This is a genomic window from Streptomyces sp. TG1A-60 (assembly GCF_037201975.1).
Taxonomy (GTDB): domain Bacteria; phylum Actinomycetota; class Actinomycetes; order Streptomycetales; family Streptomycetaceae; genus Streptomyces.
In genome coordinates, this window is record NZ_CP147520.1 from 1,245,187 (window position 1) to 1,270,090 (window position 24,904).

Below are 24,904 nucleotides of genomic sequence, written 5' to 3' on the forward strand. Positions count from 1 at the left end.
ACCGGCCCCTTGGGCCGACGACGCCATCGAGGACCACGCGGCCAGTGCGATGCGGGAGCGGCGGGCAGGACGGTCTTCAGCGGTCGCCGCCAGGGCGCACAGCGGGGCGGGGCGGGGCGGCGCATGCCTGGTGTCACGGAGCGTCCCCAGATGGATCCACTGAGGTACTGACAATGAAAACGATTACCGATAACGTGTCCACGGCACAGCCGGGCCCGCCTCCTCACGGAGGCTTCGCCGGGCTGTCCTGACGTCTGAACAACACCGCACGAAAAGGGGAGCTGTGGCTCATCTGCTGGTGGTCGAGAGCTGGGTCGGATCGATGAGCAGGCTGTTGCCACGGGCGATACGGGAGAGCGGGCACGAGTTCACGTTCCTCACCCGCGATCTGCATCACTACCTGCGATCGGCGCCCGAGGGAGCGGCGCACCCGCTGCTCGGGGCGCGCAACGTGATCACAGCGGACACCAACGACACAGAGGCCGTGCTGCCGGAAGTCGAGCGGCTGCACGCGGTGTTCGGGTTCGATGGGGTGATCACGTCCTGCGACTACTACCTGTCGACGGTGGCGCGGGTAGCCGGGCGGCTCGGTCTGCCCGCGTCGAGCCCCGAGGCGGTGGAGAACGCCTGCCGCAAGGACGCTGCCCGCCGTGTCCTGGCCGACGCCGGGGTGCCCGGGCCGCGCTTCGCCGTGCACGAGGAGTGGGTCGACATCGCGCGGGCGGCGCGGGAGATCGGCTACCCGCTGGTGGTCAAGCCCGTCGACCTGTGCGCGGGCATGTACGTACGCCGGGTGGACGACGAGGAGCAACTCGCCGCCGCCGTTAGGGCGCTGGCCGACTTCCCGGTCAACGCGCGCGGGCAGCGGCGGGCACCCGTGGTGCTGCTCGAAGAACTCCTGGACGGCCCGGAAGTGAGCGTCGAGACCGTCTCTCACGCGGGAGCGGTCCATGTGATCGGCGTGACCGACAAGAGCATCGGCGGGGCGCCCGCGTTCATCGAGACCGGCCACATGTTCCCCGCCGCCCTGTCGAGCGCGGACGCCGAGGCCGCCGAACAGACCGCACTCGGCGCGCTCAAGGCGCTCGGCCTGACCGACGGCGTCGTGGCGCACACCGAGATCAAGCTCACCTCCGCCGGGCCGCGCGTCGTCGAGGTCAATCCCCGCCCCGCCGGGAACCGCATCACCGAGCTGGTCCGCCACGTCACCGGGATCGACCTCGCCGCGGCCTTCGTGGACGTCTCCCTGGGCCGCGCCCCCGACCTTCGGCGCACGGACACCGGGCTGCGCAGCGCCGCCATCGGCTTCCTCGTGCCGCAGACCGCGGGCATGCTCGAAGCCCTGGACGGCAGCGCACTGCGGGACAGGCCCGGCGTCTTGGAGGTGCAGCTCGCCGAGCCCGGCAAACAGGTGAAGGCCGCGGGGAGCAACAACGAGTACCTCGGGCACGTCATGGCGGGCGATGCCGCGGGGCTGGGCGCCCGTGACCGGGTCGAGGCGCTGCTCGGCGAGCTGCGGTCCGGGCTGGTGATCCGATGACCTCCGCCACCTCGGCGTCCACCCGCGTGACGACGTACGACGCGCTCATGGCGCAGGCCCGCGCCGGGGAACTCGGCCCGGACCCGGCCGCCCTGCGGATCGCCGTGGCCTTCACCACGCGGCAGGCCGTACGGCACGACGGGCGCGGCACCGGCTACCGCAACGAGGTGCTCAGCCTGCGCCTGGCCGAGGCCGTCGGCAGTTGCGCGGTCGAGCCCGGCGCACTGCCCGACAGTGCGGTGGAGGACTGCGTCGGCGCGGACGTCGCCCGGCTGCTGGAGCATCCGCTGCTGCCGGTGCGCGTGGCCGCCCTCGACGCCTACCTGATGCACGTCACCCCGCACACCCCGGACAACGGTGCCCGGCCCGTACCGCTGCCGGCCGGGACATCGTTGGAGAAGTCCCGGGCCCGGGCCCGGGCGGTGGTCGAACTGCTCGACCTGTCGCCGGGGTCGACGGTGCTCGTGGTCGGAGTGGTCAATTCCCTGCTGGAGGCGCTGCGGTCACGGGAACTGGCCTACGTTCCGTGCGACCTCAAGGGCGGGGTCACCGAATGGGACGAGACGGTCGTCACCGATGCGCCGGCCGAGGCCGGCCGGTGTGATGCGCTGCTTGTGTCCGGGATGACGCTGGGCAACGGGACGTTCGAGCCGCTGCGGGAGCACGCGCTGCGGCACGGCAAGCAGTTGGTGTTGTTCGCCCAGACCGGCAGCGCCGTGCTGCCCCGCTTCCTGAGCCACGGGGTGAGCGCCGTGTGCGCGGAGCCGTATCCCTTCTTCTGGCTGGACGGCGGTCCTGGCACCGTCTACCGCTACCGCGCCGGCGGTCCGGGAGGTGCCCGGTGACCCCGACCACCGCAACCGCCGTACGCCCCGTCGCCCGCCCGGAACTGCTCACCCTGCTCGGCCGTACGCCCGTCGCGCGCATCACCGCCGGCCTACCGGAACCGCACCCCGGTTTCTGGGCGAAACTCGAAGGGCTCGCCGCGGGCGGGATGAAGGCCCGGGCCGCGGTGTCCATGCTGATGGGCGCCCGTGAGCGCGGCGAGCTGCGGCCCGGTGCCCCGGTGGTGGAGTCCACCTCCGGCACGCTCGGCATCGGGCTCGCCTTCGCGGGCCAGGCCCTCGGTCATCCCATCGTGCTGGTCGGCGACAGTGAACTGGAGCCGTCCATGCGGCAGTTGCTGCACTCTCACGGGGTGCGGCTGGAGATCGTGGACCGGCCCGCGCCCCAGGGCGGCTGGCAGGCCGCACGGCTGGCCCGGCTGCGCGAACTGCTCGCCGTGCTGCCCGGCGCCTACTGGCCCGACCAGTACAACAACCCCGACAACACCGCCGGCTACGCCTCCCTGGCCGCCGAACTCGCCGTCCAGCTCGACCACCTCGACATCCTGGTGTGCAGCGTCGGCACCGGCGGCCACAGCGCCGGCATCATCGGCCCGCTGCGCCGCCACTGGCCCGCCCTGCGGCTCATCGGCGTCGACGCCACCGGCTCCACCATCTTCGGCCAGCCCGCCCGGCCGCGGCTGATGCGCGGCCTGGGCAGCAGCATCCACCCGCGCAACGTCGCCTACGACGCCTTCGACGAGGTCCACTGGGTCGGTCCCGCGGAGGCCGTGGACAGTTGCCGCCGCCTGGCCCGTGGCGCCTTCGTCAGCGGCGGCTGGAGCACCGGTGCCGCCGCCCGGGTCGCCGCCTGGGCCGCCCGCGTCCACCCCGGGGCGGTCGTCGCCACCGTCTTCCCCGACGGCCCGCACCGCTACCTCGGCACCGTGTACGACGACGACTTCGCCGCCGCCCACGGCCTCGACCCCGCTACGGCGGCCACCCGGCCCGTCGAGATCCCGCACCCGCACGCGGCCGAGGCAACCGGCTGGGTGCGGTGCACGCGAGTCGCCGACCCGCTGAAGGCCGTCCCCCCTTCGGAAAGGAACCCGTGAAGGCCAGCCGGCGCACCGTACGCCTCGACCTCACCGAGCCGCTGCGCATCTCCCGCTCCACCATGTCTGCCCGCGACGCCGTGTGGCTGACCGTCGAACACGAAGGCGTCACCGGGCACGGTGAGGCCGTCACCAGCGTCTATTACCGTCTCGACGCCAAGACCCTTGAAGGGCTCTTCGCTGCCGCCGGAACGGAGCTCGCCCGCTTCCCCGATCCCGAGAGCGCCCTGGAGGCCCTGCGAGCGGGTGAGTTGACCGGTGACGGCACTCCCCCGGCCGTGACAGCCGCCGTCGAGGCGGCGCTGCTCGACCTCGTCGGCAAGCGCGCGGGCAGTCCCGTCCACCGGCTCCTCGGTGCCGTGCGACCTCCGGTCGCCGCGACTGCCCGCACCATCGGCATCACGTCCCTAGCGCACGCGTCGGCGCAGGCCCGCTGTCTCGCGGCGAGCGGCTTCGAGGTGATCAAGGTCAAGGCGGGGGCGCCCGATCCGGAGGACGATGTCGAGCGCGTCCGCGTCATCCGCGACGCCGCGCCCCGAGCCCGGCTGCTCCTCGATCCCAACGGTGCCTGGACCTCAGCGCAGGCCGAGGCGCTGCTGCCCCGGTTCGCCGACCTCGGTGTCGAGGCCGTCGAACAGCCCCTCGCCCCCGGCGACCCGGAGGCGCTGGGGGCGTTGGCCGAACGCTCACCGCTGCCGGTCATCGCCGACGAGGACGCCGTGGACCTGGAGGACGTGCGCCGGCTGGCCGGGCGCGTCCAGGGCGTCAACGTCAAGCTCGCCAAGTGCGGCGGGGTGCACGCGGCCCTGCGCATCGCCGAGTTGATCGACGGCACCGGCACCGAGCTGATGCTGGGCTGCCTGACCGCCAGCAGCCTCGGCCTCGCGCCCGCCGTCCACCTCGCCGACCGGGCCCGCTGGGCCGACCTCGACGGGCACCTGCTGCTGGCCCACGACCCGTGGACCGGCATCGGCGGCGAGGACGGCTACGTACGGGCAAGTGACCTGCCCGGGCTGGGCGTCGGGCTGCGGGAGGTGAGCCGTGAAGACGTGGCGTGAGATGCGCCGCTTCCCGCTCGCGGTCCAGCTCCTGCTGGTCAACCAGCTCGGCGTGAACACCGGCTTCTACCTCCTCATCCCCTACCTCGCCACCCACCTCACCGAGAACGTGGGCATGTCGGCCGCCGTCGTCGGTGTCGTTCTCGGCGTGCGCAACCTCAGCCAGCAGGGCCTGTTCATCATCGGCGGCTCGGCCTCCGACCGGCTCGGCGCGCGCGGTGTGATCATCGCCGGCTGTGCTCTGCGCACGGTGGGGTTCGCGCTGTTCGCGCTCGGCGACAACCTGGCCATCCTGTTCGCCGCCTCCGTGCTCAGCGGCTTCGCCGGGGCGCTGTTCAACCCCGCCGTACGCGCCTACATCGCCCAGGAGGCCGACGAGCGCAAGGCCGAGGCGTTCGCCCTGTTCAACGTGTTCGCCACCACCGGGGCACTGATCGGCCCGCTGCTGGGCAGCGCGCTGCTGCTCGTGGACTTCCGCACGTCGGCCCTGACCGCCGCCGGGATCTTCTCCGTCCTCACCGTCGCGCAGGCTCTGGTCCTGCCCGCGCGGCAGGTCGAACCGAGCAGGGGCACGGTGCTCGCTGACTGGCGAGAGGTCGTCGGCAACCGCCCCTTCCTCGCCTTCGCGCTCGCCATGGTCGGCATGTTCACCCTGGAGAACCAGCTGTACCTACTGCTGCCCGACGGAGCACGGCAGGCCACCGGCTGGGACGGCGCGGCCGGCCTCGTCTTCGTCGTCGGCACCCTCGCCAATCTCACCCTGCAGCTGCGCATCACCCGCGCCCTGAAGGAACGGAGGGACAGGGCACGCTGGATTTCCACCGGGCTCGGCCTGATGGCGCTGGCGTTCCTGCCGCCCGCCATGGTGGCCGGTGGCTCCGGTGGGCCGGACGGCACGGTGGACGCGGCGCTGCGCGCCCTGCCCGTGCTGGCGGGAGCCCTGCTGCTCTACCTCGGCGTGATGGTCGCCCAGCCGTTCGTCATGGAGCTGATCCCCGGCTTCGGCCGCCCCGAGCTGACCGGCACCTACTTCGGGATCTTCTACGTCGTCTCGGGCATCGCCGCCGCCGTCGGCAACACCGTCGTCGGCTGGGCCATGGACACCGGGGAGCGGGGCGACGCCGGCTGGCTGCCGTGGGCGTGCTGCGCGCTGTTCGGGCTCGCGTCCGCGCTGGGCGTGGCCTGGCTGCGTCGGCTGGGATCGCTGCCGACGCCGTCGAAGCCCGCCGTACCCGCGACCGCCTGAGGAAGGACACCGACATGACCTCGACGACGACCGCGAGTACGCACAACCTGCTCACGGACAACCCCGAGCTGTACGAGGCCCGCTTCCCCGACCCCGACCGGCTCGCCGGACGCTGGACCGAGGACTGCCTGCGGCGGCACGCGGCAGGCCCGCGCGTGCTGGACATGGGCTGCGGCACCGGCCGCGACGCCGCACACCTGCACTCCGCCGGCCGTACGGTGACCGGCGCCGACCTCTCCGAGGCGATGCTCGTGCACGCCCGCACCCACCATCCCGGCCCCGAGTACGTGCGCGCCGACCTGCGCGGATTCGACCTCGGTCAGGACGCGTTCGACGCCGTCGTGTGCCTGGACAGCGCCCTGCTGTACTGCCACACCAACGACCAGCTCGGCGCCTTCCTGTCCTCCTGCCGCCGGGCCCTGGCCCCGGGTGGACTGCTCGTCGCGGAGATGCGCAACGGCGCCTACTTCCTGGGCCGCACCGACCTGCTCGACACACCCAAGGTCAACGAGTTCAGCTGGCAGGGCACCGCCTACCGCTCCACCACCATCCTCACCGTTGACCGCACGGCCCAACTCCTGCGCCGTACGCGCGTGTGGGCCGCGGACGACGGGTCGGAGCCCGTCGAGCAACGCTCCGCGTGGCGGCTGCTGTTCCCGCAGGAGCTGCGTCACCTCCTGGCCGCGCACGGCTTCGAGGTACTGGAGCTCCACGACGGTCCGGGCCCGCGGGCCGAGCCGCTCTGGCACGAGGGTCTGCTTCCCGGCCGTATCGCCGACGCCGACCGGCTGCACGTGGTGGCCCGCCTGACCCAGTCCTCCTGACCGGGCCCGTCTCCGCGTCCTGACGCCCCAAAACTGCCGCCCCCCGCACCGCAACGGCACATCCACACACCCTGAGGAAACACGCATGCACGACGAATCCACCCGCTCTCTCCCCTCCCTCGACCGCTTCCCGGGCCTTCACCGGCGCGGCTTCCTCGCCGCCACGGGCGCCGCCTCGCTCGGCGCACTCACCCTCGCCGGATGCGGCGGCGGCTCCGGCTCCGGAGACGGCGAGAGCAAGGGCGACGGCGCACCGAGGCGGGGCGGGCGGCTGCGCGCCGCGTTCGCGGGCGGCGGCGCCAGCGAGACCCTCGACCCGCACCTGGCCAGCCTCTTCGCCGACGTCGCCCGCGCCAAGGCGCTCTTCGACAAGCTCGCCGACTACGGCGCCGACCTGTCCGCCCAACCCCGCCTCGCCGACAAGTGGGAGTCCAACAAGACCCTGGACCGCTGGCAGGTCACCCTGCGCGATGCCACCTTCCACGACGGCAAGCCGGTCACCGCGAAGGACGTCCTCTACAGCTACCGCCGCGTCGCCGACCCGAAGCAGGCGTTCAGAGCCAAGGCGTCCCTGGAGCCGATCGACCTCAAGGCCAGCCGCGCCACCGGCGAGCGGTCGATCGAGTTCGTCCTCAAGCGCCCGACGGCCGAATTCCCCAACATCCTGGCCGCGTTCGGCGCATACATCGTGCCCGAGAACGCCACCGAGTTCGACAAGGAGCCGATCGGTTCGGGACCGTTCCGGTTCGTGTCGTTCGCCCCGGGCCGCTCAGCGGTCTTCCGCCGCAACGACGACTACTGGGAGGGCGCCCCTCACCTCGACGAGATCGAGTTCGTCGTCGCCAACGAGGAGTCCGCCCGCGTCAACGCCCTCATCGGCGGCCAGGTCGAGTACGCCCACGAACTCAACCCCACCACCGCCCGCGCCCACGAGGACAAGGGACAGATCGAGATCGTGCGCCTGCGCAACAGCGCCATGCAGGGCTTCTGCATGAAGACCGACCGGGCTCCCTTCGACGACAAGCGGGTGCGCCAGGCGTTCTTCCTCATCGCCGACCGCAAGGAACTCGTCGACGGCGCCCTGTCCGGCGCCGGGGAGATCGGCAACGACCTGTTCGGCAAGGGCTACGAGTACTACGCCGACGGCCTGCCCCAGCGCGAGCAGGACCTCGACAAGGCCCGCGCCCTGCTCAAGCAGGCCGGCGCCGAGAGCCTCAAGGTCACCCTCGACACCTCGGCCGTCGCCGCCGGATTCACCGAAGCCGCCAGCATCTTCCGCGACCAGGCGAAGAAGGCAGGCGTCACGATCGACGTCAAGATGGGCAGCAAGGACTCCTACTGGAGCGACATCCTCGATGGCGGCACCCTGTGCTGCTACCGCTCCGGCGCCATGCCCATCGAGGCCCACCTCTCCCAGCGCCTGCTCACCGACTCCACCACCAACGCCACCAAGTGGCAGCACAAGGACTTCGACGCCCTCTACCAGCAGGCCCAGTCCACCCCCGACAAGACCGAACGCGCCGCCGTCTACGAACGCATGCAGCGCCGCCTGTACTCCGAGGGCGGCTTCCTGATCTGGGGCTTCGCGGACTGGATCATCGGAACGGCCCGCACGGTGAAGGGGGTTGAGACCAAGGCACCCGCCAACACCATCGGCTGGGCCCGCTTCGACAAGGTGTGGCTCGCGTGAGCGGACTTCGCTCCTTCGTCGCCCGGCGGCTGCTCCTCGGCGTCGCGCAGACCGTGGCCGTGGTGCTGCTGGTCTTCGCGCTCACCGAGGCGCTGCCGGGCGACGCCGCCGTCGCCCTAGCGGGCGACCAGCCCGACCCTGCCCGCATCGAGGCCATCCGCGAGGCCATGCAGCTGGACCGGCCCGCGGTGGAGCGGCTGACCGACTGGGCGGCGGGCCTGCTGCACGGCGACTTCGGCACCTCCCTGGCCTCCGGCCGCCCGGTCAGTCAGTACATCGCCGACGGCTTCGGCCCCACCCTGCTGCTGGCCACGCTCACCGTTGCCCTGCTCATCCCCGTCGGCTTCGGCCTCGGCGTGCTGGCCGCCCGCCACGAGGGGCGCCTGGCGGACCGGCTCATCAGCTCTGCGACGCTCGCCGTGTACGCAGTGCCCGAGTTCGCCCTCGGCGTGCTGCTGGTGACCGTCCTCGCGATCCAGCTGGGCTGGCTGCCGCCGACCGCCGTCGGCTACGGCACCGACCTGCTCGCCCACCCGGCCGCACTCGTGCTGCCCGTCCTCGTCCTGCTTGCCCGGCCCGTGTGCTCCCTGGTGCGGCTGGTGCGCGCCGGCATGATCGACGCGCTCGCCTCCCCGTACGTGGCGCAGGCTCGCCGCTACGGCATCGCCGGCGCCCGCATCCGCTACACCCACGCCCTGCCCAACGCCCTCGCCCCCGCCGCCCAGCAACTCGCCCGCACCATCGACTGGCTGCTGTGCGGCGTCATCGTCGTGGAGGCGCTGTACGTGATCCCCGGACTCGGCACCGTCCTGCTCAACGCCGTCGCCGAACGCGACGTGCCCGTCGTCCAGGGTCTCGCCGTGGTGTTCGGCGTCCTCACCGTGGTGCTCAACCTCGGCGCCGACCTGGTCGGCCACCGGCTCGCGCCCCGGGCGGGGGTGGCCGCGTGAGGAACCTGCGTACGGGCCGCTTCACCTACGGCATCGCGGTCATCGCGGTACCCCTCGTCCTGGCGCTCCTCGGCCCGCTGTTCGCGGGCGAACCGGGCCCCCGGGCCGCGTCCTTCACCCTCGGCGACGGGCACTGGCTCGGCACCGACTTCGTCGGCCGCGACGTCTGGCAGCAGGTGCTGCACGGCGGCCGGCCGGTCGTGCTGACCGCCCTCGCCGCGACTGCCCTGGCCTACCTCGTGGCCCTGCCCATCGGCCTGCTCAGCGCGCTCACCCACCGCCGCTGGCTGGAGGAGCTGCTGATGCGGCCCCTGGACGTGCTGCTCGCTGTCCCCTCGCTGCTGCTGATCCTGCTGGCGGCGACGGTGTTCTCCCCCGGCGCCGTCGGCCTCGCCCTGCTGGTCGCGGTGGTCAACGTGCCCGACGCGGCCCGCCTGGTACGCGCCGCTGCCACTGAGGCCGCCGCCCGCCCCGCGGTGGAGGCGCTGCGCATGCAGGGCGAGACGTGGTGGCGCATGGCCGTCGGCTACGTCGGCCGCTCCATGCTGCGTACCCTGGCCGCCGACGCTGGCACCCGGCTGACCGGCGTGCTCTATCTGGTCGCCACGGCCGCCTTCCTCGGCGTCGGCGTGGCCCCGGACGCCGCCGACTGGGCGGTCATGGTCGACCGCAACCGCACCGGTCTGTTCGTCCAGCCCTGGGCCGTCGTCGTCCCCGCCCTGCTGATCGTCGGCCTGACGATGGGCACCAACCTCCTCTTCGACGCCGCGCTGGACAAGGGCGGGAGACAGGGCGCCCCCACGCGCACAGCCACATCCGGAGGCACGGGCGGAAGCCTCCGGAGCCGGACAGAGAAGGAAGCACGTCCGTGAACCACGAGAACGACACCACCGCGGATCCCGTGGCCGAGATCCGCGACCTGCGCGTCGAGATCGACGGCAGGGCGATCGTCGACGGAGTCAGCCTCAAGGCCCTGCCCGGCAAGGTCACGGCCCTGGTCGGCGCCTCCGGCAGCGGCAAGACCACCACCGGCCTCGCCCTGCTCGGCGAGTACCCGCCCGGCGCCCACGTCACCGGTGACGTACGCCTGACGGCAGACGGCCTGGCCGGCTACATCCCCCAGCACCCCGCAGCCGTCCTCAACCCCGCCCGCCGCATCGCCGCCCTGCTCACCGACATCGCCCGCGCCCAGGTCAGCCACCTACCGCTGGGGCAGCGCCGGTCGGCGGCCCGCGAACGCGTCCTGCACGCCCTCGTTGAAGCCCAACTCCCGGACGCCGAGGCCCTGCTGCGGCGCTACCCGCACCAGCTCTCCGGCGGTCAGCAGCAGCGGGTCGTCCTCGCCCAGGCCCTGCTGCTCGGCGCCCGCGTCATCGTCGCCGACGAGCCCACCACCGGCCAGGACGCCCTGACCAAGAACCGCATCGTCGACCAGCTGGCGGCCGTCGCGGCACGCGGCATCGCCGTCGTCCTGCTCAGCCACGACCTGGACGTCGTACGCGCACTCGCCGACGACGTGATCGTCATGCGGGCGGGCCGGGTCGTCGAGTCGGGCCCGGCACCACGCGTCTGGCTTGCGCCCCAGCATGAATGGACCCGCGAACTACTCAGCGAACAGCCGCAGTTCCCGGAACCGGACAGTTCGACCGGCACCGAGCAACCCGCCCTGCGGATACGCGACCTCACCGCCCGCCACCACGACGGCGCACACGGCACGACCGTGGTGCTACGCACCCCCCGACTGGACCTGCACCCGGGCGAATGCCTGGCCGTCGTCGGCCGCTCCGGCAGCGGCAAGACCACCCTCGCCCGCTGCCTCGCCGGCCTCCACCGCGACCACGACGGAGAGCTCCTCCTCGACGGCACGCCACTGCCCCACAGCCTGCGCAACCGCAGCCGCACGCACCTCGCAGCCGTGCAGTACGTCTTCCAGGACGCACGCGCCGCCTTCGACGAACACCGCCCCGTACTCCACCAGGTCGCCCGCACCGCGATCCGCCTGCGCGGCACCGACGCGGACACCGCGACACGGGAAGCCCTGACCACCCTCACCCGCCTCGGCCTCCCCGGGGACCTGGTCCACCGGCGCCCCGGTCAGCTCTCCGGCGGCGAACTCCAGCGTGCCGCCCTCGCCCGCGCCCTGCTCGCCCACCCCCGCGTCCTCATCTGCGACGAGATCACCTCCGGCCTCGACACGATCACCCGCCGGGGCATCCTCGGCATCCTCACGACACTGGTCCGCGACCGCGACGACCTGTCCCTGGTACTGATCACCCACGACCTGGACACTGCGGCCCTCGCCCACCGCATCGCCGTCCTGGACGCCGGCGAACTCGTCGAACAGGGCCCTGCCCAGCGCATCCTGACCACCCCGAAGCACCCGTTCACCATCTCGCTCATGGAAACCACGGCACGCCTGGCAGCCGGAACGGGCACCTGACCGGCACACGTGCGCCCCGCCTCCATCAGGTGGCGTCGCTGCGGCTGTCCGTGGCCACCCTGCCTCTTCGAGCGTGACCAGGGTGCGTTGCACCGGCCGAGCGGAAGGTCTGCCGGCAGCCGCGCGTGGGACATACCAAGCGTCGCACCCGCACCACCACCCGCCGTCCGTCGACCGGCACGTCGGCCACCGTCCGCAGGTGAGATCCGTGCACCCGCCCCGACGACGCGCCGCACACCGGACGGACCGCGGTGCCCTGCGGAGTCCGTGCCCGCACCACGATCCGCTCGCCTTCGCCGGCCACATCCTCTATAACCAGCGGGGAAAGACCCGAAAACACCGTCTGCACAAGCTCGTTGACATCCTTCACGCGAGTGTCAACGAGCCTAACGACTCTCCGTCACCACCGAATGTGAGACAGGGCCAATCGTTCGGTGTAACTCCCGATCAGTGCCGGTCGAGCGTGCGTATGTCTGCACCGCCGACGCGATGCACTCCCGACCCGTGGCACCCGCGGAACGCTCCTCCGCCGAACTCCTCCTGAGCGGACGTAGGCACGCCCTCGCCCGGGCTACCGCTTCTCGTACGGATTCTCCGGCTGCCGCACACGCTTCGAGGAGGTGCCGTCGAGGACCGGCGGCCAAGCCTCCTCCGATCCGAGCTTGCCCTTGGGGCGCCAGGTGCCGGTGACCGTCACCCAGGCGTCGGTGGGAGGTGCGTCCAGGCCACGGATCTCGATCTTGCCGGGACGCGCGTCGGCCGCGCAGCAGGACATGAGCAGGCGGGTCAGGTGCCAGGCGTCGCCGTCTTTGGTGACGAACCCGGTCATCCGAATCGTGCGGCCCGTCAACGTCCTGCCGCTGTCGTACATCGCGCGGGAGGTGAACTCGGCGAGCGTCAGATCGACCGGATCACCCTTGGGCAGTGCGGGGAACGTGCCGATGCCCTGGGCCGCGTATTCGGATGCCGCCCGGTCGGCGCTGTAAGAGCCGAGCGCGGGCGGCGGGAGGAGGAGCAGGACGAGAGCGGGGACGGTGAGCAACCAGGCGACGCTGAGGCCCTGGCTGTGGTCGTGGTCCTCGCCGTGGTGATCCTGCTCGTGCATGTGGTCCGCATCCTCCGCATCCGCGGCGGCGTCTCCGGCCGATCGGGCGGCCACGACCGCCGCCACCAGCCCGAGCACCAGCAGCAGCGCGCCCGAGGCGATCAGATAAGGCCGCAGCCCAGGCTGGACGTACCGCAGATACAGCTCACTGAAGAGCGAGATCCGCAGCACTGCCGCGCCGCAGAGGATCAGCACCAGCGCCTGACCGTAGCGCCTCACAGCAACCACCACCCCACGAGCACACTGCTCACCACCGCGACCACCCAGGTCGCGGCGGAGAACCGCACCGCGAAAGCCCTTCCGAACGTGCCCGTCTGCAGCGCGATCAGCTTCAGGTCGACCATGGGCCCGACGACCATGAACGTCAGCCGCGCCGTCGGCGAGAATCCGCTCAGCGAGGCCGCGACGAAGGCGTCCGCCTCGCTGCACACGCACAGCACCACGGCCAGTACGGCGAGGAGGAGGACGGAGAGCCAGGGCGAACCGGTGAACACGTCGAGCACGGACCGTGGCACGGCGATGTCGAAGGTGGCCGCAGCCGCCGCGCCGACCACGAGAAAGCCGCCCGCGTGCAGGAAGTCGTGCTGGAGTCCGGCACCGAAGGTCGCCCAACTCGAGCCGCTCCTCACCGCGGTACGCCGCTTCGGCAGCCGCAGCAACTCCTCCTTGCCGAACCGCACCCACAGCCAGCCCATGACGACGGCTGTGGCGAGCGAGGCGACCAGGCGGGCGGCGACCATCGCCGGGTTGCCGGGGAAGGCGATGGAAGTCGCGATCAGCACCACGGGGTTGATCGCAGGCGCGGAGAGCAGGAAGGTCAGCGCTGCCGCCGGGGCGACCCCGCGCCGCATCAGGCTGCCGGCCACCGGGACGGATGCGCACTCGCAGCCCGGCAGTACGACGCCGGCCGCGCCCGCGACAGGCACAGCGAGGGCGGGATTACGCGGCAGGAGCCGGGTGAAGACCGATTCCGGCACGAAGGCTCCGATCGCCGCCGACACCAGTGTCCCGAGCAGCAGGAACGGCACGCCCTGGACGACCACCGCGGTGAAGACCGTCCACCAGGCGGATACAGCCGGGGTGTAGAGGTCGAGGGCGACCACCGGGCCGAGGACCGAGCCGACCGTCGCGATGGCGACGAGCGCGAGGCCGCCCAGCACGACGTGGACCAGGGTTCGGGTGACCAGCCAGAACCCGTCGGCCAGATAACGCACCCGCTCGTGACTCTGATGGCTCACCGCGCCTGTTGCTCCCCGCCTCGCCCCGTGCGTCGAACCGCGCCAACGTAGCGTCCGCTGGATGTCAGGGGGCGGAGTGTGCCGAGGGTTGACAGAAACCGGGCGCACGCCCTCGACATGTGGTACCGCGTCAGGACAAGCGACCAACCCCCGTCAGAGACTGCGGCGAGGACCGTCGATACCCGGAAAAGGATGGACGCCACAGACGTCGTAGCCCGGGGTTATGAGCCATCGCGCCGCCGGCGGTGCGGCCGTATCAGAAGTTGTCCACGAGCCAGGTCGCCGCAACCAGCAACACCGCGGCGGAGGACAGCACCACGATCGCCGCGGCAACCCGGCGGGGAATCCTGTTCATCGCGTCCCACCTCGCCGCTGAGTGCGTCGTGCTGGTCCTGGGTGTCGACGATGCCGGGGCCGGCGGTGTCGAGGGCCAGCGTCGAGCCGGGAAAGCGAGTGGCCAGCAGGTCGATGACGTGATGGACGTCCGCCTCGGTCAGGAAGGGCAGGACGGCTTCCGCGACGAAGAGGTACGGGCCCCCGGAGTGAGCGGCGACGGCGTCCGCCCATGCCTCGTCCGAAACCGAGGCGGCGATCATCGTGCGGCGTGGCGTGTCGGTGAAGAAGCCTCGGCGCAGCGCGATCACGTCGGGCAGGTCGAGGTCGACCACGTCCGCCGCGCTCACCGCGAGCACGTGCCCGAACAGGAACGACGAGAGGTCCGTCGTCCAGCTGTCGCGCGTGGACACCAGCACGATGCCGAGCCCGAAGGCGAAGGCGAAGAACACGCCGATGACGGTGTCCTCCTTCAGCCGCCGGTTCTGGGAGACGAAGGCGATCAGCACCGCCGTGGTGATACCGGCCGCGGCGCCGCCGAGCAGAAGGTTGCCCTCGAAGGCGTAGGCGAGTGCGACACCCGGGAACGCGGAGTGGGCGACGGCGTCGCCGATGAACGCCATACCGCGCAGCACGACATACACCCCGATCACGCCGCACACCAGGCCGATGATCGCAGCCACGGCGAAGACCCGCTGCATAAAGGGAAGTTGCCAGGGATCGGTGAAGAAGGCGATCAGGTCGCTCATGACGCGGTCACCGTGCCGATCGCGCGGTCGAGGCCGAAGGCCCGCAGCATCTGGTCGGGGTCGGCGAGGAGTTCGGGGCCGCCCTCGGCGACGACCGTGCGGTTGATCAGCGCCACCCGGTGACAGGTGCGGGCGGCGGACGCCAGGTCGTGGGTGGTCATCAGCAGCGCCTTGCCTTCCGCGGCCAGCCGGCGGAACAATTCGTTCAACAACTCCTGGGTGGGGACGTCGACTCCGGTGAACGGCTCGTCCAGGAGCAGGATGCTCGGGCCGGCGGCCAGCGCTCGGGCCACCAGGACCCGCTGCCGCTGGCCGCCGGACAGCTCGCCGATGGGGCGCCGCCGCAGCTCGGCCAGCCCGGTCAGCTCCAGTGCCTCGTCCACAGCAGCCCGGTCGGCCGCGCCCGGGCGGCGCAGCCAGCTCATCTGCCGAGTACGGCCGGTGAGGACCGCGTCGGCGATGCCGGAGAGCAGAGCAGCGCTCGCCGCGACCAGTGCGGCGATGGTGGTGGTGCGTCTGGGGTGGCCCCGCATGGGGCTCCTCCTTCTCTTGAACACGACCGGACACGACAATGCCGCGTACGACGGACCGGGTGGCTGCCATGCGCCGGTCCGTCGTACGCGGAGCTTTCACTGGGCGGTACGACGATGCCGTAGGCGTACGAGGAACACCGCGCCGCCACCGAAGAGCACCGCGACCATGGCGACGCCGGCCAGCACGGCGCCTTGCGCGCCGGTGGAGGCGAGGCTGCCCGTCGGTGAGGTGTCGCTGCCGCCGGTCGACGAGGTTCCGCCGGTTCCGGAGGTGGTGGAGCCCGAGTCCGTCGCCGAAGCCGAGGCGCTCACCGAGTCCGACGGGGACGCGGGCGCGGTCGGCGTCCCGGAGACTGGGTCCGACTGCGACGGTGACGGGGGGTCGTCGGCGTCGCCGTCGCCTCGTCCCGGGCCCCCGGCTTCACATGCAGCACGACCTTCTCGGGCTCGAACCACTCGAAGTCCCGCGCCGTGCCCTGCTTGATCTGGAACTGCAGCGAACCGTCCACCGGTCGCGCCGCCAGATCGAGATGCCCGTTGTCGATCACTTGGGCGGCGGGGGCGCTCGGGGTGGGAGTGCCGCTGTCCGGAGGAGAGGCCGTGGGGGTCGTACCGTCGCCCGGCAGCACGTCGGCCGGGTCGACGTCATCGCCGACGACCACGGCCAGCGTCTCGGTGTCCGAAGCGCCACCGCTGGTCACGGTGAAGGTCAGCCGGTAGACGCCCTCCGCTGTGAAGTGCCAGATGGGAAGCAGCCGTTCGGCATCGGCCGGCAGGGTGAAGGCGCGCTGGACGGAGGCGACACTGCCGAGGTACGGGATCGCCGGGGCGTCCTCGTTGTCCATCTCGCGGGTGTACATGGCAAGTCCGAAGTCCCCAGGGCCTTCGTACTTGGACAGCGTGACCTCGGTGTCCCCTCCCGCCTTGGAGCCGTTCCAACCGGGCTCCGGCGCGAAGATGTTCTCCGCCTCCCAGCCGTTGAGCTGCCAGGAGTCCAGGTTCGTGGTGCCGAGCGCGGTGGCCACCGGGTCAAAGGTGGTCTGCAGGGACGCCTGCACCGTGTGCAGCACCACGTCCTTCGGCTCGCGCACGACCGTCGAAGTGCCGCTCCGGTCGTCGATCTGCAGTTGTAGCTTCCCGCTGACCAGCCGGGGCGTGAAGTCGAGTTCGCCCTCGTCGAGGACGACGGCACCGCCGGCGGCGCGGGCTGCGCCGCTACCGCCGGCGACCAGCCCTGCCGCGCCCAGGAGCACCGCGGTCGCCACAGCGAGAGCCGCGGCCGTGAAGGCGCGTCTGTCGCGCGTCAGGGCCCGCATCACGAGCTGACGACGACGGTGTACGTCTCGGTGGCCGACTCGGTCACTCCTCCGACCGTGCCCTGGACCCTGAACGTGAGCCGGTAGGTACCGGCCTGCTCGAAGGCCCAGTTGGCGTGGTTGTGGGTGGCGACGGCGAAGGTCCGGGACTTGAAGCTCGTGGTGGCGGTGTTGCTGTCGGTGAGGCCGTGATCCGGGCCGCGGCAGCCGCAGGGGTGACGACGAGGGTGAGCACCGGCAACGCCCCCACGATCTGCACCGACAGCGCGACCGCGAGTCCCAGCACGATGACGAAAGCGAACGACAGCGCACGGACCGGGACCCCACGCGCCTCGGCCACCTCCGGGTCTGCGCTGACGAACACGAGCGCCCGCCACATGACCGCCAGTGCCACCAGCACGACGGCCGACGTACCGAGCAACCAGGACATCTGCGGGGTGTCGACGGCGACGATCTGTCCGGTGAGGATGCCGAACTTGTTCGCCGCCCTGTCCTCGTACAGGGCGAGGAAGAGCACGCCGAGGCCGAGGCCGAACGGCATGATGGTGCCGATCACCGAGTTGCGGTCCCGGGCACGTGCGCCCAGGACACCGATGGTGCCGGCCGCGATCAGGGATCCGACGATCGAGCCGGCCACGATGTTCACGCCCAGCAGCAGCGCGGCCGAGGCTCCGGCGAACGACAACTCGCTGATCCCGTGTACGGCGAACGGCAGGTCCCGCATGATCGCGGAAACCCCCACCAGGCCGCCGACCATGCCGAGTGCGACGCCGGCGATGAGGGAGTTGCGGACCAGGGCGAGCAGCTCACTGTAGTTGTCGAAGTCGAAGATCTGCTGCCAGATCCCGTCGGCGAGGGTCATGGCCGTGCTCCGCGCGGCAGTTCGGGGTGGTGCGGCGGCTCGGCCACCTCGCCGGGGACGCCCATGACCGTGAACTCCCGTCGTCGCGAAGCCCGTACCGTCTGGCCCCCAGTCCACACATGAGCTAACGTTCATTCAGATATGGATGTCATTTTCATTAAGCTGGGCACTGGAGGTGACACTTAGTGTGAGCGACCCGAGGACCCAACAGCGGCCCACCCGGCAACGCTCGGCCCTTCTTGAAGCTCTCGCGGCCAGCCACGACTTCGTCTCCGCTCAGGAACTGCACGCGCGCATGACCTCCGAAGGAACAGGCATCGGGCTGACCACCGTGTACCGCGCGCTGCGCGACCTGGAGGCCACCGGCGCGGTCGATGTCGCACAGGCGGTCGCCGGTGAACGGCTCTACCGGTGGCGGCCCGGCGACAGTCACCGCCACTACCTGATCTGCCGCGCCTGCGGCCACAGCAGGCCGGTGGACTCCGAGGTTGTCGAGGAGTGGGCCGGACGCATCGCCTCCGACTCCGGATTCGCCGCAGTAGAACACACCGTCGAACTCACCGGCGTCTGCGCCGGCTGCCAATCCGCCACCGAGTGAGGAGAACTGCCGACACGCCCCGGCGGAGTACACGAGCAGACCACACTCGAACGCTGAACAAGATCCACGACCTCCTCGGCCAGGGCGTCGGCCTCCTCGACTGCTCCCGCCGCCTGGGCCTGGCCCTGAACACCTTCAAACGCTACGCCCGCATGCCCGAAACCCTGCGCCCGAAGGAAACGACCCTGCTGGAGGAGATCGCTGCGGCCTGCCCGGAGATGACCGCACTCGCCGATCTCGTACGCGGCTTCGCCACCCTGCTGAAACCGGCCGAGGGCAACGACGTGAAACTCACCGAGTGGATCACGACCGCCCGTGCCACCGACCTGCCTCACCTGCGCAGCTTCACCAACGGTCTCGAAATCGACCGGTCCGCCGTGAACGCCGGCCTCACGTTGCGCTACCACAACGGCCGCACCGAAGGCGTCAACACCCGCACCAAGAGGACCATGAGGCAGATGCACGGACACGCCGGATTCGACCTCCTCCGCCACCGCATCCTTCTGCCCTGACCGCTACTCGGCGTCACCACCGACTACGGGCCAGAGCCGAACGTTTTACAGTCCCTCCGCTGGAGTGGTGTATCGACGGCCACTCGGTGATCTCGTCTTTGACGCTATGCGGTGAGTTCAGTGGGCAGGACGGTCTCGACGGTTTCTGCATCGATCGGATGGAGGCGGGCCTTGGCCAGCAGGTCGAGTCCCATGTAGCGGCGGGCCTCGGTCCACTCGTCGTTCTGCTCGGCCAGGACAGCGCCGATTGCCGACCGCGTCGGTGCAGCGGCGGATCTCCTTGTTCAGCCGCTCCTGCGGATTGTTCGACCAGATTTGCCGCCAGATCTCGAGCGGAAAGGTGGTGAAGGCCAGCAGGTCGCGCTGGGCGCGTCCAAGTGGGCTGCGCTGTTGGGGAACTTGACCTCCAGTGCGTCCAGGCCGTGCCCGTCTGGGCTCTCACGGCGTCGGTGTCGGGCTGTTCGAAGACGGTCCGCAGCAGGGTAACCATCCACGGCTGGGCCGACCCAGGCTGGCATGATGAGGAGGTGCCGACGGCACCTTTTCCGAAGGGAGCGGGAATGGCGGAGGGTCCAGCACAGGGGCGCAGGGGCGGCCCGGCGGCGCCCCAGTTGCGGCTGGATGAGTTGCTGGAGGGCCTGCAGGCGCAGGTGGAGCAGGTCCGCGCGGCCCGGGACCGGGTGCACACGCTGTTGGACGCGGTTCTCACCATCGGCACTGATCTGGATCTCGACGTGGTGCTGCGGCGGATCACTGAGTCCGCGGTCACCCTGGTGGACGCCCAGTACGGGGCCCTCGGCGTGGTGGGCGAGGAAGGGAAGATCCGGCAGTTCATCACGGTCGGCATGGACGAGGACACCATCCGTACCATCGGCCACTATCCCGAGGGCCAGGGCATCCTGGGGCTCCTGATCAAGGAGCCGGAGCCGCTGCGCCTGGCCAACCTGGGCCGCCACCCCGACTCGGTCGGCTTCCCCGCGGGGCATCCGCCGATGACCACCTTCCTGGGCGCGCCGGTGCGCGTGCGCGACCAGGTCTTCGGAAACCTGTACCTGACCGACAAGCGCGGCGGGGCGGAGTTCGACGACGATGACGAGGCGGTGCTGCGTACGCTCGCGGCCGCGGCCGGTGTGGCCATCGACAACGCCCGCCTGTACGAGGGTTCCCGGCGCCGGGAGCAGTGGCTGGCGGCGAGCAGCGAACTGACCCGCAGCCTGCTGTCGGGCACCGACCCGGACCGGGTTCTGCAGCAGGTCGCCGCCACGGTCAGAACGCTGTCCGGCGCCGACCTGGTGACGCTGGCGGTACGGTTCGACGGCGGCGAAGAACTGGTGATCGAGGCCGCCGACGGCGAGGGCGCCGAGCGGGTGCGAGGACTGGTCCTGCCGGCCACCGCACTGGCCGCGAAGGTCTACCACTCCAACGAGCGGATCACCAGCAGTGCGCTGTCCGCCGAGCCGCAGGCCGGTGGCGGCTCAGCGGCACAGCTTGGCCTGGGGCCGGGGTTCCTGCTCCCGCTGGGCGGTGGCGAGAACGTGCGCGGGGTCCTGCAGGTCGCCAACCTGTCCGGCGGCACGGAGTTCTCCGACGCCACCATGGCCATGATCGACAGCTTCGCCGACCAGGCCGCACTCGCCCTGGAGATCGCCGAGCACCGGCGCGAGGCCGAGCACCTCATGGTCCTGACCGACCGCGACCGCATCGCCCGCGACCTGCACGACCTGGCCATCCAACGGCTGTTCGCCTCCGGACTGACCCTCAATTCCGTACTCGGCCGGATTTCCGACCGACCCGAGGTGGCCGAGCGCGTCCAGCGCGTGGTCGACGACCTCGACGACACCATCAAGACCGTACGAGGCACGATCTACGCGCTGCACGAGCGCGACCGCTCCGACGGCCGCGGCGGGCTGCGCGCAAGGCTTCTGGCCGAGACCGACCAGGCCGCCGCCATGCTCGGCTTCACTCCCGCCCTGCGCATGACCGGCCTGCTCGACACCGACGTACCCGCGGACCGTGCCGAGCACCTGCTCGCCGTGCTGCGCGAGACGCTCTCCAACGCCGCCCGGCACGCGCACGCCACCGCCGTCGAGGTCACCGCCGAGACGGACGGTCGGCGGCTCCACCTGCGCGTCGCCGACAACGGCGGCGGCATCGACCCGGCCGTCACCCGGCGCAGCGGCCTGGACAACCTCCGTCGGCGCGCCACCGACCTCGGTGGCGGCTTCACTCTCACGCCGAACGAACCCACCGGCACCATCGCGGAATGGACGGTGCCTCTCCCCAGGCAGACGGACGCCTGAAGGACTACCAGCCAGGTCGGCGCCGCCCCCTGCCCCGGCCAAGGCGCGTGCCGCCACGATAGGGACGGCACTGAAGTGGGCCGTTCCCGTCGCCACGGGTCTGACCGTCTACCTGCTGCCGCAGCCGGACGGGATCAAGGCCGGCGGGTGGGCGGTACTCGCCATCTTCACCGGCACAGTACTGGGCCTGATCCTGCAGCCGCTCCCGCTCGGCGCGGTCGCCCTCGTCGGCCTGACAGCGGCGATGATCACCGGCACACTGGAGCCGGACGTCGCGCTCGGCGGCTTCTCCGAGCCGACCATCTGGCTGATCGTGGCCGCGTTCTTCATCTCTCTGGGATTCACCAAGACCGGCCTCGGCCGACGCATCGCCCTGCTGTTCGTCCGTGCCCTCGGCCGCAGCAGCCTGGGACTGGCCTACGGCATCACCCTGACCGACCTGGTGCTCGCCCCGGCCACCCCGAGCAACACCGCCCGATCCGGCGGCGTCATCAACCCCGTCATCGGCTCGCTCAGCACCAACGCCGGCTCGCACCCCGGCGGCGAAAGCCGCCGCAAGCTCGGCGCCTACCTCAGCGTGACCGCCATGCAGATCAACACGGTCACCAGCGCCATGTTCCTGACCTCCATGGCCGCCAACCCCCTGGCGCAAAAGCTCGCCGCCGACCACGGCATCGCCCTCACCTGGAGCTCCTGGGCGCTCGCGGCACTCGTACCCGGACTGGTGGCCCTGCTGGTGCTCCCCGCGCTGCTGTACCGCGTCTTCCCGCCTGCCGTCCGCGCCACCCCCGAGGCCCCGGCCCAGGCCCGCGCTCAGCTCGCCGAGCTGGGCCGGATGTCCCGTCAGGAATGGACCATGGCAGGCATCTTCGTCCTGCTGCTCCTGCTGTGGTCGGTCGGCGGTCAGGCCTGGGATCTGTCCGCCACCGTCTCCGCCTTCACCGGCGTGGCACTGCTGCTCGTCACCGGCGTACTGACCTGGGGCGACCTGGCCGCGGAGAAGGCGGCCTGGACCACCCTGGTGTGGTTCGCCGTCCTGGTGATGATGGCCGGACAACTCCAGGAACTCGGCGTGATCGGCTGGTTCAGCGACTCGATCACCGACGCCACCTCAGGCGTCGGCTGGCAGACCGCATTCGTGATTCTCACACTGGTCTACCTGTTCTCCCACTACCTGTTCGCCTCCAACACCGCGCACGTGGCCGCGATGTACGCCGCCTTCCTGGCGGCCTCCACCGCCACCGGCGCCCCGCCGGTGATGGCCGCCCTGGTCCTCGGCTTCATCAGCTCCCTGTACGGCGGCCTCACCCACTACGCCTCCGGCCCCGCCCCCGTCCTCTTCGGCGGCGGGTACGTCACCCTCGCCGAATGGTGGCGCACCGGGCTGATCGCCGCCGGCGCCAACATCGTGATCTGGATGGGCGTGGGAGCCGTCTGGCTCAAGGTCCTGGGGCACTGGTGAGCAACACGACCAACCGACCTGCTGCGTAGTCCTCCCGGCCCGTTCTGCTTGCGGAACGGGCCGGAGACCTCGGCAGAAGTCGTCGGACAGCAAGAAGCCGCGGACCAGGCCAGGAGGGGCCGTGTCGACTGAGTGCCGCGAAAAGGCCGATGAGGGAACGGAAGCAACCTCAGCAGGACGTACTCAAGTTGCCGGTAACTGCCGTACCTGACGTACCGCCCCGACCAGCCCCCGACAAACGCCGCGCCCCCGCTCATTCCGAGCGAGGGCGCGGGATCTGCGTGGTGTGCCCCGAGAGGGCGGAAGCATTGCCCGGTCAGGTGGCCGGCCGGGACAGGGCGCCGCCCGCCTTCACGCGCACAGCCTCGACCGCTTCCCACTCCTCGGTGCTGAGGTTGGCGAGCGCGGCCGGGAAGCCCCCGTCCTGCTCCTTGAGGATGTGATCGCGCAGCAGGGCCATCGCCTCGATGAGCCGGTCCGACCAGGTCGGGTCCGAGGACGTCGCGCCGTCTGCGGCCTCGGCCAGCACCGCCTCGATACGGCGGTGCTCGGCTTCCAGGGCAGCGATCTGCTCGTGGAAGTCCACTGCCATCGCGGGGAACAGGCCGTACTCCTCGACGCGGGTGTGCGGGTCGAGCACGGTGGTGATCTCACGGACGATCTGAGCCATCCGGGCCACGTCACCGTCCTCGCGGGCGGGGCGGAGGTGGCTGATCAGGCGGACGACCTCGTCGTGCTCGCGGGTCAGCTCGTCCATCGACGCCAGGGAATGGCACCCGCAGTACTCGCACACCGGTCTTCTCCCTGCCTTTCGTTGCTGTCGTTCTGTGCCGCTCGCCCTTACGCGGTGGAGCCGGCGGTGCGGTGCCCTCGCCGACCGCCGGTGCGCGGCTTCCTCTCGCCGCCTTCGGCCGCCGCGCGGACACCGGTGAGGGTGAAGGCCAGCGCCGCGGCGGCCACGATCGCGAGCAGGACGAGACCGATCGCGTACGACTCGTAGGCTCCGTACAGCGAGCCCATCACCAGCGGCGGCAGGAAGCCGCCCAGTCCGCCCGCCGCGCCGACCACGCCGGTGACGGAGCCGACCTGGTTGGCCGGGGTGCGCAGGGCCACCAGGGCGAAGGTCGCCCCGCTGCCCGCACCGAGCGCGGCGGCCATGGCCAGGAATGCGATGGTGCCCACCGGCGCCAGGGCGGGGGTGAACGACTGCACGACCGCCCCGGCCACGACCACGGTCAGCGAGCCGGCCAGCACCCGGACCGGGCCGATCCGGTCGGACAGCCAGCCGCCGATCGGGCGCATCGCCACCGCGAGGAGTACGAACCCGGCCATGCGGTTCGCGGCGTCGGCCTGGGTCAGGCCGTAGCCGGTCTTGAGGTAGGTGGGCAGGTAGACCGAGAAGGCGACGTAGCCGCCGAACGCGACCCCGTACAGCGCGGATGCCTGCCAGGTGATGGGCAGCCGGACGGTGGCGGCCAGTCGGCGGGCCAAGGGCCCGGTCGGCACGGTGCGGCCGGGCGCGTCACGCAGCAGCAGCGCGGCGGCCACGGCATACACGGCCAGGACCGCGGCGGTGATCAGGAACGGAGTGGACATGCTGTTCGCGTCGACCAGCTTCACCGTGGTCAGGGCGCTGATCGCGGTGCCACCCATGCCGGCACCGAATACGCCGATGGCAAGACCGCGCCGCTCGGGCGGGAACCAGGCGTTGACGAGCGGCACACCGACGGCAAAGGCGGTGCCGCCGATGCCGAGGAAGAAACCGCCGATGAGCAGGGCGGCGAGGGAGGAGTGCCCGGCCAGGCCCAGGTAGAGCACCGGCACGACGGTGGCCGCCGACACCACCGGGAACGTGACCCGTCCACCGAACCGGTCGGTCAGCGCGCCAACCGGGATCCGGCCCAGAGAACCGACCACGACCGGCACCGCCACCAGCAGCGACTGCTCGAATGACGACAGGTCGAGCCCGTCCTTGAACCGAGGGCCGAGCGGGCTGAGCAGCGCCCACGCCCAGAAGTTCACGGCGAAACCGACCGTGGCCAGGACCAGCATCAGCCACGCCCGGCCGGACACCGACCCAGCTGACGGTGAGCTGCCGCTCTTCGACTCCAACGGCTGGACCATGTTGTCCGGCCCCTTTCCACTTCATGGTGGTACTGCGCCAACGGGATCGCACGCGCACCCCAGGCCCCTTGCCTGCAGAACGTCG

22 protein-coding genes and 3 pseudogenes are annotated in these 24,904 nt (G+C 71.3%); 14 read left to right on the top strand and 11 right to left on the bottom strand.

The annotated features are described in order from the left end of the window. Positions 1–283: 283 nt before the first annotated feature. The 10 genes from WBG99_RS04885 to WBG99_RS04930 all read left to right on the top strand — a co-directional run bounded on the left by WBG99_RS04885 (position 284) and on the right by WBG99_RS04930 (position 11,687). Positions 284–1,540: an ATP-grasp domain-containing protein gene (locus tag WBG99_RS04885; protein ID WP_338895146.1), complete on the top strand. Its 1,257-nt coding sequence runs from the start codon at positions 284–286 to the stop codon at positions 1,538–1,540. Then, complete coding sequence (locus tag WBG99_RS04890) at positions 1,537–2,385, top strand: DUF364 domain-containing protein (RefSeq protein ID WP_338895147.1); 849 nt, start codon at positions 1,537–1,539, stop codon at positions 2,383–2,385. Before WBG99_RS04885 ends, WBG99_RS04890 begins: the two co-directional genes overlap by 4 nt. Next, a complete protein-coding gene (locus tag WBG99_RS04895; protein WP_338895148.1) occupies positions 2,382–3,479 on the top strand; it encodes a pyridoxal-phosphate dependent enzyme in 1,098 nt (365 codons plus the stop codon). The genes WBG99_RS04890 and WBG99_RS04895 overlap by 4 nt, the downstream gene beginning before the upstream one ends. Beyond that, a complete protein-coding gene (locus WBG99_RS04900) occupies positions 3,476–4,537 on the top strand; it encodes a dipeptide epimerase (RefSeq protein ID WP_338895149.1) in 1,062 nt (353 codons plus the stop codon). Before WBG99_RS04895 ends, WBG99_RS04900 begins: the two co-directional genes overlap by 4 nt. After that, entirely contained in the window at positions 4,521–5,783 is a 1,263-nt protein-coding gene (locus WBG99_RS04905; protein WP_338895150.1) for an MFS transporter, read from the top strand. The genes WBG99_RS04900 and WBG99_RS04905 overlap by 17 nt, the downstream gene beginning before the upstream one ends. Positions 5,784–5,797: 14 nt before the next feature. Continuing rightward, positions 5,798–6,607, top strand: coding sequence for a class I SAM-dependent methyltransferase (locus tag WBG99_RS04910; RefSeq protein ID WP_338895151.1), 810 nt, complete (start codon positions 5,798–5,800; stop codon positions 6,605–6,607). Between the two features lie 85 nt (positions 6,608–6,692). Beyond that, positions 6,693–8,297 (top strand): ABC transporter substrate-binding protein, encoded by a 1,605-nt coding sequence (locus tag WBG99_RS04915; protein WP_338895152.1) that lies wholly within the window; start codon positions 6,693–6,695, stop codon positions 8,295–8,297. Beyond that, a complete protein-coding gene (locus WBG99_RS04920) occupies positions 8,294–9,247 on the top strand; it encodes an ABC transporter permease (RefSeq protein WP_338895153.1) in 954 nt (317 codons plus the stop codon). The genes WBG99_RS04915 and WBG99_RS04920 overlap by 4 nt, the downstream gene beginning before the upstream one ends. Beyond that, a complete protein-coding gene (locus WBG99_RS04925) occupies positions 9,244–10,119 on the top strand; it encodes an ABC transporter permease (RefSeq protein WP_338895154.1) in 876 nt (291 codons plus the stop codon). The genes WBG99_RS04920 and WBG99_RS04925 overlap by 4 nt, the downstream gene beginning before the upstream one ends. After that, positions 10,116–11,687: an ATP-binding cassette domain-containing protein gene (locus tag WBG99_RS04930; RefSeq protein ID WP_338895155.1), complete on the top strand. Its 1,572-nt coding sequence runs from the start codon at positions 10,116–10,118 to the stop codon at positions 11,685–11,687. The genes WBG99_RS04925 and WBG99_RS04930 overlap by 4 nt, the downstream gene beginning before the upstream one ends. A gap of 100 nt (positions 11,688–11,787) precedes the next feature. On the opposite strand, the pseudogene WBG99_RS04935 reads toward WBG99_RS04930, so the two are convergent. The 8 genes and pseudogenes from WBG99_RS04935 to WBG99_RS04970 form a co-directional block, all read right to left on the bottom strand. Further along, a pseudogene (locus tag WBG99_RS04935) lies at positions 11,788–12,027 on the bottom strand (ISL3 family transposase); the annotation flags it as partial. Between the two features lie 231 nt (positions 12,028–12,258). After that, on the bottom strand, positions 12,259–13,011 hold the full coding sequence (locus WBG99_RS04940) for a TIGR03943 family protein (RefSeq protein ID WP_338895156.1): 753 nt from the start codon (positions 13,009–13,011) through the stop codon (positions 12,259–12,261). Continuing rightward, complete coding sequence (locus WBG99_RS04945; protein WP_338900215.1) at positions 13,008–13,997, bottom strand: permease; 990 nt, start codon at positions 13,995–13,997, stop codon at positions 13,008–13,010. Before WBG99_RS04945 ends, WBG99_RS04940 begins: the two co-directional genes overlap by 4 nt. A 254-nt stretch (positions 13,998–14,251) precedes the next feature. Next, the gene (locus WBG99_RS04950) at positions 14,252–15,112 is read right to left on the bottom strand and encodes a metal ABC transporter permease (protein WP_338895157.1); all 861 of its coding nucleotides are present in this window, start codon (positions 15,110–15,112) and stop codon (positions 14,252–14,254) included. Next, positions 15,109–15,645, bottom strand: coding sequence for an ATP-binding cassette domain-containing protein (locus WBG99_RS04955; RefSeq protein ID WP_338895158.1), 537 nt, complete (start codon positions 15,643–15,645; stop codon positions 15,109–15,111). The genes WBG99_RS04950 and WBG99_RS04955 overlap by 4 nt, the downstream gene beginning before the upstream one ends. Before the next feature lie 96 nt (positions 15,646–15,741). After that, complete coding sequence (locus tag WBG99_RS04960; protein WP_338895159.1) at positions 15,742–15,957, bottom strand: LPXTG cell wall anchor domain-containing protein; 216 nt, start codon at positions 15,955–15,957, stop codon at positions 15,742–15,744. Further along, a complete protein-coding gene (locus tag WBG99_RS04965) occupies positions 15,954–16,961 on the bottom strand; it encodes a choice-of-anchor M domain-containing protein (protein ID WP_338900216.1) in 1,008 nt (335 codons plus the stop codon). The genes WBG99_RS04960 and WBG99_RS04965 overlap by 4 nt, the downstream gene beginning before the upstream one ends. 43 nt (positions 16,962–17,004) lie before the next feature. Further along, on the bottom strand, positions 17,005–17,823 hold the full coding sequence (locus WBG99_RS04970; RefSeq protein ID WP_338895160.1) for a metal ABC transporter permease: 819 nt from the start codon (positions 17,821–17,823) through the stop codon (positions 17,005–17,007). A gap of 187 nt (positions 17,824–18,010) precedes the next feature. On the opposite strand from WBG99_RS04970, the gene WBG99_RS04975 reads away from it, so the two are divergent. Next, positions 18,011–18,421: a Fur family transcriptional regulator gene (locus tag WBG99_RS04975; protein ID WP_338895161.1), complete on the top strand. Its 411-nt coding sequence runs from the start codon at positions 18,011–18,013 to the stop codon at positions 18,419–18,421. A 9-nt stretch (positions 18,422–18,430) separates the two neighbouring features. After that, positions 18,431–18,933 (top strand): annotated as a pseudogene (locus WBG99_RS04980) (transposase); the annotation flags it as partial. A gap of 104 nt (positions 18,934–19,037) precedes the next feature. Here WBG99_RS04980 and WBG99_RS04985 read toward each other — a convergent pair. Continuing rightward, positions 19,038–19,414 (bottom strand): annotated as a pseudogene (locus WBG99_RS04985) (transposase); the annotation flags it as partial. Positions 19,415–19,493: 79 nt separating this feature from the next. Here WBG99_RS04985 and WBG99_RS04990 point away from each other — a divergent pair. Further along, entirely contained in the window at positions 19,494–21,233 is a 1,740-nt protein-coding gene (locus WBG99_RS04990; RefSeq protein WP_338895162.1) for a GAF domain-containing protein, read from the top strand. A gap of 70 nt (positions 21,234–21,303) precedes the next feature. Further along, the gene (locus WBG99_RS04995; RefSeq protein ID WP_338900217.1) at positions 21,304–22,695 is read left to right on the top strand and encodes a DASS family sodium-coupled anion symporter; all 1,392 of its coding nucleotides are present in this window, start codon (positions 21,304–21,306) and stop codon (positions 22,693–22,695) included. A gap of 316 nt (positions 22,696–23,011) precedes the next feature. On the opposite strand, the gene WBG99_RS05000 is transcribed toward WBG99_RS04995, so the two are convergent. After that, a complete protein-coding gene (locus WBG99_RS05000) occupies positions 23,012–23,452 on the bottom strand; it encodes a hemerythrin domain-containing protein (protein ID WP_338895163.1) in 441 nt (146 codons plus the stop codon). An 83-nt stretch (positions 23,453–23,535) separates the two neighbouring features. Then, positions 23,536–24,747 carry an MFS transporter gene (locus WBG99_RS05005; protein ID WP_338900218.1) on the bottom strand — a complete coding sequence of 404 codons (1,212 nt, stop codon included), beginning with the start codon at positions 24,745–24,747 and terminating at the stop codon, positions 23,536–23,538. Positions 24,748–24,904 lie beyond the last annotated feature (157 nt).

Excerpts from the sequence above, each read along its gene's own strand:
- WBG99_RS05005 (WP_338900218.1), bottom strand. The coding sequence starts at position 24,747 with ATGCTGGTCCTGGCCACGGTCGGTTTCGCCGTGAACTTCTGGGCGTGG.
- WBG99_RS04955 (WP_338895158.1), bottom strand. The coding sequence starts at position 15,645 with ATGCGGGGCCACCCCAGACGCACCACCACCATCGCCGCACTGGTCGCG.
- WBG99_RS04950 (WP_338895157.1), bottom strand. The coding sequence starts at position 15,112 with ATGAGCGACCTGATCGCCTTCTTCACCGATCCCTGGCAACTTCCCTTT.
- WBG99_RS04990 (WP_338895162.1), top strand. The coding sequence starts at position 19,494 with ATGGCGGAGGGTCCAGCACAGGGGCGCAGGGGCGGCCCGGCGGCGCCC.
- WBG99_RS04910 (WP_338895151.1), top strand. The coding sequence starts at position 5,798 with ATGACCTCGACGACGACCGCGAGTACGCACAACCTGCTCACGGACAAC.
- WBG99_RS05000 (WP_338895163.1), bottom strand. The coding sequence starts at position 23,452 with ATGGACGAGCTGACCCGCGAGCACGACGAGGTCGTCCGCCTGATCAGC.
- WBG99_RS04915 (WP_338895152.1), top strand. The coding sequence starts at position 6,693 with ATGCACGACGAATCCACCCGCTCTCTCCCCTCCCTCGACCGCTTCCCG.
- WBG99_RS04965 (WP_338900216.1), bottom strand. The coding sequence starts at position 16,961 with ATGCGGGCCCTGACGCGCGACAGACGCGCCTTCACGGCCGCGGCTCTC.
- WBG99_RS04970 (WP_338895160.1), bottom strand. The coding sequence starts at position 17,823 with ATGACCCTCGCCGACGGGATCTGGCAGCAGATCTTCGACTTCGACAAC.
- WBG99_RS04890 (WP_338895147.1), top strand. The coding sequence starts at position 1,537 with ATGACCTCCGCCACCTCGGCGTCCACCCGCGTGACGACGTACGACGCG.